The organism is Klebsiella sp. CN_Kp100 (genome assembly GCF_040065315.1).
GTDB classification, from domain to species: Bacteria; Pseudomonadota; Gammaproteobacteria; order Enterobacterales; family Enterobacteriaceae; genus Klebsiella; species Klebsiella oxytoca.
In genome coordinates, this window is record NZ_JBEAIJ010000058.1 from 129474 (window position 1) to 141773 (window position 12300).

Annotated in this window: 5 protein-coding genes; 2 read left to right on the forward strand and 3 right to left on the reverse strand. The window is 60.3% G+C overall.

The window, feature by feature from the left end:
• Nucleotides 1–3: 3 nt before the first annotated feature.
• From ABLV12_RS25160 to ybtP, 3 genes are read right to left on the reverse strand one after another with little or no spacing between them, the layout of a single operon-like run.
• On the reverse strand, nucleotides 4–1287 hold the full coding sequence (locus tag ABLV12_RS25160) for an MFS transporter (protein WP_348867441.1): 1284 nt from the start codon (nucleotides 1285–1287) through the stop codon (nucleotides 4–6).
• Nucleotides 1280–3082, reverse strand: a complete 1803-nt coding sequence (gene ybtQ / locus ABLV12_RS25165; protein ID WP_160886481.1) for a yersiniabactin ABC transporter ATP-binding/permease protein YbtQ — start codon at nucleotides 3080–3082, stop codon at nucleotides 1280–1282. The genes ABLV12_RS25160 and ybtQ overlap by 8 nt, the downstream gene beginning before the upstream one ends.
• Nucleotides 3069–4781: a yersiniabactin ABC transporter ATP-binding/permease protein YbtP gene (gene ybtP / locus ABLV12_RS25170; protein ID WP_160886588.1), complete on the reverse strand. Its 1713-nt coding sequence runs from the start codon at nucleotides 4779–4781 to the stop codon at nucleotides 3069–3071. The genes ybtQ and ybtP overlap by 14 nt, the downstream gene beginning before the upstream one ends.
• Before the next feature lie 256 nt (nucleotides 4782–5037).
• Here ybtP and ybtA point away from each other — a divergent pair, with 256 nt between their 5' ends.
• Entirely contained in the window at nucleotides 5038–5997 is a 960-nt protein-coding gene (gene ybtA / locus ABLV12_RS25175) for a yersiniabactin transcriptional regulator YbtA (RefSeq protein WP_160886483.1), read from the forward strand.
• A 180-nt stretch (nucleotides 5998–6177) separates the two neighbouring features.
• Nucleotides 6178–12285 carry a non-ribosomal peptide synthetase gene (locus ABLV12_RS25180; protein ID WP_160886485.1) on the forward strand — a complete coding sequence of 2036 codons (6108 nt, stop codon included), beginning with the start codon at nucleotides 6178–6180 and terminating at the stop codon, nucleotides 12283–12285.
• The last annotated feature ends 15 nt before the right edge of the window (nucleotides 12286–12300 follow it).

The following is a 12300-nucleotide window of genomic DNA, read 5'->3' on the forward strand; positions in this document are numbered from 1 at the left end:
CCCTTACCTCTCTGTGTTATTCCCGGATCCTTCAATTGCGTTTGTCGAATGCAGCCGGGTAGAAGCAATCCACGCTGCCAGCAGCGTGAATGCGCCGCCAAACATAAAGCAGGCCGCATAGCCAAAATGCTGCGCAATTACGCCGCCAACCACGCCGGCCAGAATGGCGATGGCGGCATCAGTACATTGAAAGAGCGTAAAATCGACGCCAGCCTGCAGAGGCGATGAAAGCGTCATCAGCGTGGCGTAAAGACAGACCAGGGCGCAGGCCAGCGAAATGGATTGCAGGATGATCAGCCCCTGGAGTAACGGCAGCCGCAAATGTCCCGGCGCCAGCAGCAACGTCGTTACTATTGCCAGCAGCACGACGCCCTGGAGGCCATAAGCCGCAAGCAGCGCTCTGCCGGAGGAGGTGTATTTCATCAGCACCCCGCCCGCCAGCGTTCCTGCGATACCAGCCGCGATATTGCCAGCGCTGAATAGCGCGCCGAGCGCCGTCATGCTCAACCCCTGATCCAGCAGCAGCGGCGCCAGAAGAGGCAACACGAACCGCATCCCGGTATTCAGCATCAGCACCAACAGTAAACCCAGCCGCGCCTGTCGCCTTTTAAGCGCATAACCCAACGCCGGAACATGCGGTACAGACGTGATGCGCATGGGTTCGGCAATGCGCCACAGGGGAACGGATAAGACCAGGATCAGCGCCGCCATGATCAGCATGGCCACCGGCCAGTCGAATGCCGCCGCTAGCATCAGGAAGACGCCGCCGCCGCACATCATTCCCAGATAGCTGCCGCCGACCTGGACGCTGTTTCCCCAGCCGTAACCTGCGCGACTGAGCTGATCGACACAAAAGCCGTCGCTGGCAATATCGATGGTGGCGGCAACCGTACCCGCGAGTAAAAACAGCGCAAACAATGCGGCGATCTGCGTGTCGGGAAATCCCCCAGTTCGCCCGACCGCGCCGGTCGCAGCGGCAACCGTCAGGATCGCCGCCAACCCGACCTGACCCCGGAGGATTAACAGGCGGGAACGACGCTCCGGGCGATCGGGCGGCAGGCGCCAGCGCTCAATCCACGGCGCCCAGATAAACTTCAGCGCCCAGGGCAACATAAACAGCGTTGTCGCGCCGGCAAGGGCCAGCGCGCCGCCGGCGGCGCGCACCAGCGCAGGCAGGGACTGCATAGAGAGCGCCGATACCAGACTCTGCGTCACATAGATCCCGGCAATGGCAAAAATCACCCGTCCGGTCGTTAACGGTTTCACCTGCGACTGAACATCACTCATGCAGTCGCTCCTCAGATGCGTCAACCTCTGCATCACGCCAGACGCGCGCGGCCATTTGCGCCTGCCACAGCGCCTGGTAACGTCCCTGACGGGAGAGAAGCTGCGCATGCGTGCCCTGTTCAACCACTTCTCCCTCTTCCATCACCAGGATGTTTCCGGCCCCGGCGATGGTTGACAGGCGATGGGCGATGATAATTACCGTCCGGTTGTGAACCAGACTATCAATAGCTTTCTGTACCGCCAGTTCGCTATCAATATCCAGCGCGGCGGTCGGCTCATCGAGAATGACGATCGGCGCATCTTTCAATAAGGCCCTGGCAATGGAAATTCGCTGGCGCTCGCCGCCCGAAAGCTGCCCGCCCATCTCGCCCATTGGCGTCAGCCAGCCTTGCGGAAGACGGGAAATGAATTCAAGACACTGCGCCGCGCGGGCGGCCTCTTCCACCTCCTGCTGCGTGGCCTGCGGGCGGGCAATAAGGAGATTCGCCAGCAGCGTGTCATCAAACAGCCAGACATCCTGAAACACGACGGAAATCAAGCTATTGAGCTGTTCCGCCGTCAGATGACGAATATCGACGCCACCGATAGAAATCTCTCCCTGCTGCGGATCGGCATAGCGCATTAACAGTTTGCTGACCGTGGTTTTACCGGCGCCTGAGGCGCCCACCAGCGCGCTCATGCTGGCGGCCGGAAAGGTCAAAGAGAGGTTGTTGAGCGCGGGATCGCCGCTGTCATCATAGCGGTAGCAAATGGTGTCAAAGCGGATATCGTAACGCTCCGGCATCTCGCCGCGTTCTGCGACAGGAAGCGGCGGGATCGCCATAAACTGCTCAATACGCTGCAGGGCGCTTGCGATCAGTTCCACCACCGAGGTGTAGCTGATAAACATCGCCATTGGTTCCGAAAAACGCATAATCATCGCGGCGGCGGCTATCAGAAAGGCGAGGTTCAGAGTCCCCGTTACTACCCAGACCACCCCGGCTAACACGACCACCTGCAGGCCCAGCTCCACGACGCCGGCGATCAGCATCGTCGCGCCGGCGCTCTGGCGATGCGTGCGGCTCTGCAAGCTTTCCAGCGCATTAAAATGCGCCAGCAACGCCCGGCTTTTTTCGCCATCGCTGCCGCAGGTACGCAAAACCATCATCCCTTGCGCAAATTCAACGATATCCCCGCTCAGCTGCTGGTGCGCTTCGCCCAGGGTCTGCATTTGTCGGCGCATCGCCGGCCGGCGCCAGTAATAAAACGGCACCAGCATGGGAAAGATCAGCAACATCACCAGCCCCAGCCGCCAGTCGATCCACAACGTTGCCAGCGATGCGGTCAGCGGAGTGACGATGGTTAAAAGCAAAATATTGGCTATCGCAATCACATAGTTGAGATTTTCATCCACGCTGCCCAGCAACAAGGCGTTCGTTTCGCCCGCTCTGCCGCGCTGGAGTCTTTCCAGCGGCACGCGGCGTAGCTGTTCGCCCAGGCGCAGGCGCAGTTCATGGGTGGCCTGCGCCAGATGACCACGGTATTCAAAGCCCAGCCCATACCAGCGTAGCGCCAGCGCCGCGAACGCCGCAGCGCTGAAAGCCAAAGCCCAGGTGAGAAGCGGCGATGCTTCACCACGTAATAGCGCATCAACGATCGGATAGAGGCAGGCATAGGCAATCCCCTGCATCAATGCCGCCAGCAGCAGCGCAATCATACTGCGCCGCAGCATCCCTGCCTGACTGCCAACGCTGGAGATAAGCTGGCGCCAGATGACGCGCCAGGCCAGGTTATCCGCGGGATTAATGGCTTTCATTTTCCGCCTCCTCTGGTTGTGTTCTCCCCGGCATCCATTGCTGCGCCTGCTGATAGCGCAGCCACAGCTGCTGATACAAGCCGCCCTGGGCCAACAGTTGCCGGTGGCTCCCGCGTTCCCGGAGCCGCCCGTCGGAAAACAGCAGGATCATATCGGCGTGAGTCACCATGGAGAGTCGATGCGCGACCATGATGACCGTCCGGCCGCGCATGGCCGCCGCGAGGGCTTTGATCAGCGCCGCTTCGTTTTCCGGATCGGCAAACGCCGTCGCCTCATCGAGCACAAGAATGGGGCGATCCTGCAACAGCGCCCGGGCGATGGTGATGCGCTGCCGCTGACCGCCGGAGAGAAAGACGCCGCGCTCCCCGACGCGGGTGCTGTACCCCTCCGGCAACGCGCTGATAAATTCATGGGCCTGCGCCACTCTGGCCGCCGATATCACCGCTTCCAGCGGCGTATCCGGCGCGCCCAGACGAATGTTATTGGCGATGGTGTCGGCAAAAAGGAAGTTGTCCTGGAATACAAACGAGATTTGCTGCATCAAGGTGTCCGTCTGCATATCGCGCAGATCCACGCCGCCGATGCGAATATGGCCTTTATCGGGATCGGCATAACGCAGCAGGAGTCGCGCCACGGTGCTTTTCCCGGCGCCGCTCGGCCCGACCAGCGCCACTATTTTTCCGGCAGGTACATGAAAGCTCACCTCCTGCAGCGCCGCGCCTGCGCGCGCTTGTGGATAATGAAAACTCACCTGCTCAAAGGTAATACTCGCATCGTTCGGCTGCCGATCGACAAGCGGACGGGAGAGTTCCGGCATCGCGAGAACCTGATAAATACGCTGAGTGCTTAAACGCGTTTGCGCGACCAGGTTATTGAGCATCATCATGGGCATCACCGCTTCCGCCATCCCGCTGCCCAACAGTAAAACGGCCACCCAGGCGATAAAATCGAGGCTGCCCGCCTGCATCAGGCCGTATCCGCACCAGATCAGAACGAATAAGGTCGGCAGCGGATTGAGGATCGAGAATGAAAAACGCGCGGAAAAGCCGGCTTTGCGATACCAGATTTTGAGCACATCGACCCACTCCTCAAGGGCATGCTGATAGCGCAAAAAGCTGGTGCTGCCGCTATCAAACGTTCTGACCACCGGCATGGCCTGCACGAACTCAATCACCGCGGCGCTGACCTGCTCGCGCGCCTGATGATAACGCTGAGCCATCTCTCCCGAGCGCTGGCGGGCGAGAGTAAGTATCAGTGAACCCAATGCCAGCACACCCAGCGTGGCAATGGCCAGTCGCCAGTCCAGCCAGAACAGGATAGCGGCGGTCGCCAGGGGCATGACTATCGCGCGAGCGTACAGCGGCGTGCTGTCAGCAACGAAAATGTGTAACGACTTCACATCATCCAGCATCACCTTCGCCATCGCACCGCTGCCCATTTGCTGTAACGCGCCCGGGGCAAGCTGCACGGCTTTCTGCGCTAATCTGCTGCGCAGAATATTCTCCAGATGAAACGCCGCATAATGCGAGGTGTTAAATGCCTGCAGGCGCAGGACAAAAGTCAGCGCCACGCAGCCAAATAGCCCTCCCAACGACCAGAGTGGAATAACGTCGGGCGAGACGCGAAGATCGCGCAGGCTCCATGCCAGAAAAAGCAGCGCCGCAAGGCTGGTGATGGCCGCCAGACCCGCCAGCGCCATCGCCAGAATGACCTTCCGGCGAACCGGGGTTATCACCTGCCAGAGCGGAAACCGGGACAGAGATTCAGTATTGGATGATTGAGATGACATGGGAGTGGCTGAATTTCCTGATGAATTTTTACGGACGCCAAAAACGCTATTTCAGGGTGGCGTTCTGAGAATTAATGTGAATAATAACCATTATCAATTACTCATCTACCCCATTCGGTTCTATTTTTACCCGCATTGGTTTAAGCCACAGGGAGATAACCCGGTCATGACGGAGTCACCACAAACGCAATCTGCAATCTCAATTCATCAGTTGGTGGTCGGGAAACCCGCTAACGACGGTACTATCCCGGCCCAGTGTGAACTGCTGCGCTGTTCGTTGCAGGAAGGGATGGATATTTTGCTCTGGAGAGGCCATTTTGCGCAGCCTGAGACGTTACAGCTTCACGATGATCTGGGCAGGATTAACTTCTCGTGCATCCTCGAGGGCACCTCGCGCTTTGCCATCCAGGGGCTCAGACGCCACACCGAGTGGGAACTGGCCCGCAATCGCCATTACATTACCCACACGCCAGATTGCCGCGGCAGCGCCTCCTACGGCGGCCGATTCGAGAGCATCACCCTCTCCTTCAGCCCTGAAACCCTCGCGCTGTGGGTACCGGATATCAGTACAGTCATTAAAAATAAGATCGACTCCCACTGCTGTTGCCAGCAGCAGCGCTGCAATGCGGAAACCCATTTAACGGCCCAGGTTTTGCGTCATGCGCTAATGCGGATGCACGGCGGATTCAGCCATGAACAAAAACCTTCGACGCTCTGGCTACAGGGACAGAGTCTGGTGATGCTAAGCCTGGTCCTGGATGAGCACCGCGAAGACGCCAGCTGCTTCTCCTGCCACTTCAACCCGGTGGAGCGCCAGAAACTGCTGCGGGCAAAGGATCTGCTGCTGGCCGATTTGACGCAGGCGCCGGGCGTTGCTGAGCTGGCGAGAGAGTCCGGTTTGAGCGTGCTGAAAATTAAGCGTGGCTTCCGCGTTCTGTTTAACAACAGCGTCTATGGCCTGTTTCAGGCTGAACGCATGCAGGAGGCACGAAGAAGGCTGGCCAATGGCAATACCTCCGTTATGACGGTAGCCGCCGATCTGGGCTACGCCAACGCCAGCCACTTCTCTGCCGCTTTCCAGAAACAGTTTGGCGTCACCCCTTCCAGCTTTAAACGCGTCATCTGATCGCCGATTGACCCCTCCCCGTCAGCGGCCCGGAACCCCCCTCCGGGCCTCAGTGCTTTCCTCCAGTGATTAACCCGAAACGGGCATAAATAGACCCGTTTCGGGTAGCACTCAATTGTTAATAATTATTATTCTCATGTAAGGAGTATTTTCCGCTAAGACGTGCCATCAGGAGGAAGAATGATTTCTGGCGCACCATCTCAGGAACCGCGGTTACCGGACAACGGCAACGCGGCTGATTATCAACAATTACGCGAGCGGCTAAAGCAGGAGCTAAATTTAACGCCGCAGCAGCTACATGAAGCGTGCAATTTGATCCAGGCGGGCCTGGATTCAATCAGATTGATGAGATGGTTAGACTGGTTTCGTAAAAGGGGCTACCGCGTGACCCTGCGCGAACTGTATGCCGCCCCCACGCTGGGCGGGTGGCGCCAGCTGATGCGCAGCCGTTCGCCGGAGAAACCGGCGGAGGAAACGGCATCCGGTGAAAGCGTCTGGCCGACCATGACCGAGGGTACCCCCTTCCCTCTGACGCCGGTCCAGCATGCCTACCTGACGGGGCGAATGCCTGGACAGCCTCTCGGCGGCGTGGGCTGCCATCTGTATCAGGAGTTTGCCGGGAATTCTCTGACGGCGGAAAAGCTGGAACAGGCCATCGCGATCCTGATGCAGCGCCACCCGATGCTGCATATCGCCTTTCGCACCGACGGACAGCAGGTCTGGTTAAAGCAACCTTACTGGAACGGCGTGACGGTTCATGATTTGCGCCAGAACGACGCCGCCAGCCGCCAGGTCTATCTGGACGCCCTGCGCCAGCGCCTGAGCCACCGCCTTTTACGCGTGGAGATCGGCGAAACGTTTGATTTTCAGCTGACGCTGTTGCCCGATAATCGCCACTGCCTCCATGTCAATATTGACCTGCTGATTATGGATGCCTCCAGCTTTACGCTCTTCTTCGATGAGCTTAATGCTCTGCTGGCGGGCGAATCGCTGCCGGCTATCGACCCCCGCTATGATTTCCGCTCCTATTTGCTGCACCAGCAGAAGGTGCATCAACCGCTGCGAGACGAAGCCCGCGCGTACTGGCTGGCGAAAGCGCCTGCGCTTCCTCCTGCGCCGCTCTTGCCGCTGGCCTGCGACCCCGCCGCGCTACGTGAAGTCCGTAATACCCGACGCCGCATGATTGTCCCGGCCAAACAGTGGCATGCGTTCAGCCAACGGGCCGGTGAGTACGGCGTCACCCCGACAATGGCGCTGGCAACCTGTTTTTCCGCCGTCCTGGCTCGCTGGAGCGGCCTGACGCGGCTGCTGCTCAACGTAACGTTATTCGACCGCCAACCGCTGCACCCGGCGGTTAGCGCTATGCTTGCCGACTTCACCAATATTCTGCTGCTGGATACCGCCTGCGACGGCGATACCGTCAGCGGCCTCGCGCAGAAGAATCAGCTGACCTTTACCGAAGACTGGGAGCATCGTCACTGGTCCGGCGTCGAACTCCTCCGGGAGCTCAAACGCCAGCAGCGCTATCCCCACGGGGCCCCGGTGGTATTTACCAGCAATCTGGGACGCTCTCTCTACAGCAGCCGCGCGGAACCGCCTTTGGGCGAGCCGGACTGGGGCATCTCGCAGACGCCACAGGTGTGGATAGATCATCTGGCCTTCGAACACCAAGGCGAGGTCTGGCTGCAATGGGACAGCAATGACGCCCTGTTCCCTCCGGCATTAGTAGCGACGTTGTTCGCGGCCTACTGCCAGCTGATTAACCAGCTCTGCGAAGATGACAGCGCATGGCAAAAACCGTTCCCGGATACCCTGCCCGCCAGGCAGCGCGCGATTCGCCAGCGGGTCAACGCGACCGACGCGCCCATTCCCGCAGGACTGCTGCATGAAGGCATTTTCCGCATCGCCCTCCAGCAGCCGGAGGCGCTGGCGGTCACAGATGCTCATTATCAGTGGAACTACCGTGAACTGACGGACTTTGCCCGCCGTTGCGCCGGCAGGTTAATCGCGTGCGGGGTGCAGCCGGGCGACAATGTGGCGATCGGCATGTCAAAAGGCGCGGGACAGCTGGTTGCGGTGCTGGCCGTGCTGCTGGCCGGGGCGGTCTACGTTCCGGTTTCGCTGGACCAGCCCGCTGCGCGGCGCGAGAAAATCTATGCTGACGCCAGCGTTCGGCTGGTGCTGATTTGCCAGCACGACGCCAGCGCGTGGTCAGACGATATTCCCCTGCTTGCCTGGCAGCAGGCCATTGAGGATGAACCGATCGGCAACCCGGTGGTTCGCGCACCGACACAACCGGCCTACATTCTCTACACCTCCGGTTCTACCGGCACACCGAAAGGCGTGGTCATTTCTCACCGGGGAGCGCTCAACACCTGTTGCGATATCAATAACCGCTATCAGGTAGGTCCAGGCGACAGGGTGCTGGCGCTGTCCGGCCTGCATTTTGATTTATCGGTATATGACATTTTTGGCGTCCTGAGCGCCGGCGGCGCGCTGGTTATGGTGATGGAAGAGCAACGGCGCGATCCCCGCGCGTGGTGTGAACTGATCCAACGCCATCAGGTCACGCTCTGGAACAGCGTCCCGGCGCTATTCGATATGCTGCTGACCTGGTGCGAGGGTTTTGCCGACGCTGCGCCGGCAAATCTGCGCGCGGTAATGCTTTCCGGCGACTGGATCGGTCTCGATCTTCCCGCCCGCTTTCGGGCCTATCGGCCGCAAGGGCAGTTTATCGCCATGGGCGGCGCCACCGAGGCGTCTATCTGGTCTAACGTCTGCGAGGTCAGAGAGGTTCCTGAGCACTGGCGCGCCATCCCCTACGGTTTTCCGCTGGCTAACCAGCGCTACCGGGTAGTCGATGAGCGGGGCCGGGACTGCCCCGACTGGGTGCCCGGCGAATTGTGGATTGGTGGCCTCGGGGTCGCTGAAGGCTATTTCAACGATCCTCTGCGCAGCGAGCAGCAGTTTTTGACGCAATCGGGCGAGCGCTGGTATCGCACCGGCGATCTCGGCTGCTACTGGCCAGACGGTACCTTAGAGTTCCTCGGCCGCCGCGATAAGCAGGTCAAGGTCGGGGGATATCGCATCGAGCTGGGCGAAATTGAGAGCGCGCTCGGCCAGGTGGCGGGCGTGAAACAAGCCACCGTTCAGGCGATCGGGGAGAAAGAGAAGACCCTGGCGGCCTGGGTTGTTCCCCAGGGGGAGGCTTTTTGCGTTCCCCATCATCGCGATCCGTTGCTGCCGCAGGAATGGCGTACCCTGGCAGGAACGCTGCCCTGCTGCGCCTGCCCGCCAGAAATCTCCGCCGCTCAGGTCGCTGATTTTCTGCAGTATCGCCTGTTAAAACTGCATCCGGCCCACGCCTCTGACGTCGATCCGCTCTCCCTGATCGATTCGCTCGCTATCCAGCCGCGCTGGCAGGCCGTGATGGAACGCTGGTTAGCCTTTCTTGCGGCTCAACAGCGGCTGCAGCCCGCTGCTGAGGGTTATCAGGTCTGCGCGGCAGAAGCGCCGGAAAAGCGCCATCCTTCGTTCAGCGGGCATGACCTCACCTTAATGCAGATTCTTCGCGGCGCGCGCCACGAACTGTCATTACTGAATGATGCGCGGTGGTCGCCGGAAAGTCTGGCTTTCGACCATCCGGCCAGCGCCTTGTATATTGAGGAGCTGGCGACAATGTGCCAACAGCTTTCCCGACGGTTACAGCGCCCGGTACGCCTGCTGGAGGTGGGTGTCCGCACCGCCCGCGCCGCAGAGTGCCTGTTGTCCCGCCTCAACGCTGGCGAGGTTGAGTATGTCGGGCTTGAACATAGCCAGGAGCTGCTGCTGAGCGCCAGACAGCGGCTTGCCCCATGGCCTGATGCCCGTCTGACCCTCTGGAATGCGGAGACGCTGGCGGCGCACGCGCATTCGGCGGACATTGTCTGGCTGAATAATGCCCTGCATCGTTTGCTGCCAGAAGATCCCGGACTCCTTACGACCTTACAACGGCTCGCCGTCCCCGGAGCGCTGCTCTACGTCATGGAGTTTCGCCAGTTGACGCCGTCTGCCCTGCTCAGCACGCTTCTGTTAACCGCTGGACAACCGGAGGCTTTACTGCATAACAGCGCAGCGTGGGCAACAATATTCAGCGCCGCCGACTTCAGCTGTCAGCATGGCGATGAAATCGGCGGATTACAACGCTTCCTCGTCCAGTGCCCGGCCAGCCAGATGCGCCGGGACCCGCGTAAACTACAGGCCGCCCTTGCCGAACGCTTGCCCGGGTGGATGGTGCCGCAACGGATCCACTTCCTTGACGCTTTCCCGCTGACCGCTAACGGGAAAATTGACTATCAGGCGCTGACCCGTCGCCATACCCCTGAGGCGGAAACATCGGCCGAAGCGGATTTACCTCAGGGCGATACGGAAACATGCGTGGCCGCCATCTGGCAGCAGCTGTTGTCGATCGGCACCGTCACCCGGGAGACCGACTTTTTCCAGCAAGGCGGCGACAGCCTGCTGGCCACCCGGCTGACCGGACAGCTCCATCAGGCGGGTTATACCGCGCAATTAAGCGATCTGTTTAATCATCCCCGACTGGCGGATTTTGCCGCTACCCTGCGTAAAACCGACCTCCCGGTCGAACAGCCATTCACCCACTATCCTGAAGATCGCTACCAGCCTTTCGCGCTTACCGACGTGCAGCAGGCCTACCTGGTCGGACGGCAGCCGGGGTTTGCCCTGGGCGGCGTAGGCTCCCACTTCTTCGTTGAATTTGAGGTTGCCGATCTGGATATCCGCCGGCTGGAGAGGGTCTGGAATCGTTTAATCGTCCGCCACGATATGCTGCGCGCCGTTGTTCACGATGGACAGCTGCAGGTTCTCGAACAGACTCCCCCCTGGATCATACCCGCGCACGTTTGCCCAACGCCAGACGAGGCGCTGCGGCTACGTGAAAAACTGGCGCATCAGGTACTCAACCCCGAAATCTGGCCGGTATTCGATCTCCAGGTCGGATACGTCGACGGGATGCCCGCCCGACTCTGGCTGTGCCTGGATAACCTGTTGCTTGACGGGCTAAGCATGCAGATCCTGCTGGCGGAGCTGGAAAACGGCTATCGCTATCCGCAACAGCTGCCGCCGCCGCTCCCCGTCACTTTCAGGGATTATCTGCAGCAACCCGCGCTGCGGGCGCCAGACCCAGACTCCCTGGCCTGGTGGCAGACTCAGCTGGACGACATCCCTCCGGCGCCGGCGCTGCCGCTGCGCTGCTTGCCTCAGGACGTTGCGACGCCGCGCTTTGCCCGCCTGAACGGGGCCATGGACAGCGCGCGCTGGCGCCGATTGAAACAGCGGGCGGCTGAAGCCCACCTTACCCCGTCGGCCTTACTCTTATCGGTATGGTCGACGGTGCTCTCGGCATGGAGCGCGCGGCCTGACTTCACGCTTAACCTGACGCTTTTCGACCGCCGTCCGGTGCATCCGCAAATCAACCAGATTCTGGGCGACTTCACCTCGCTGATGCTGCTGAGCTGGCGGCCTGGCGACAACTGGCTGCACAGCGCGCAGCGACTGCAGCAGCGCCTGAGCCAGAGCCTCAATTATCGCGATGTATCCGCCATCCGCGTGATGCGTCAGCTGGCGCAACGGCAAAATCTGCCCGCCGTAACCATGCCGGTTGTCTTCACCAGCGCGCTCGGCTTCGCGCAGGATAATTTCCTCGCCCGGTGCAATTTACTCAAACCGGTCTGGGGTATCTCGCAGACGCCGCAGGTCTGGCTCGATCACCAGGTTTATGAGTCCGAAGGTGAATTGCGCTTTAACTGGGATTTTGTCGCCGCCCTGTTTCCTGCCGAACAGGTGGAGCGACAGTTTGCCCAGTATGGCGAATTGCTCAATCGGATGGCCGAGGAAGAGAGCTGCTGGCAGCTTCCGCTCGCCGCGCTGGTTCCCCCCGTTAAACTCGCGGAACCAAGCCCCGCGCCCGCTCCGCGCGGTTGCCCTGAGCGCCCGGTGTCCGGCGTGGCGGCGGACGAGAGCACTGTCCGTCTGATTTGCGACGCCTTTCGCGAGGTGGTGGGCGAATCGATTATGCCCGCGGATAACTTTTTTGAGGCGGGCGCCACGTCGCTAAATCTGGTGCAACTGCACATTTTGTTACAACGTCACGAATTTTCCACGCTGACGCTGCTTGATCTCTTTACCCACTCCTCTCCAGCCGCTCTGGCCGAATACCTTACCGGCGTCGCGATGGAGGAGAAAGCCACACGCTCTCGCCCGGTTCGCCGACGCCAGCGGCGGATTTAGCGCGAACCAAACTGA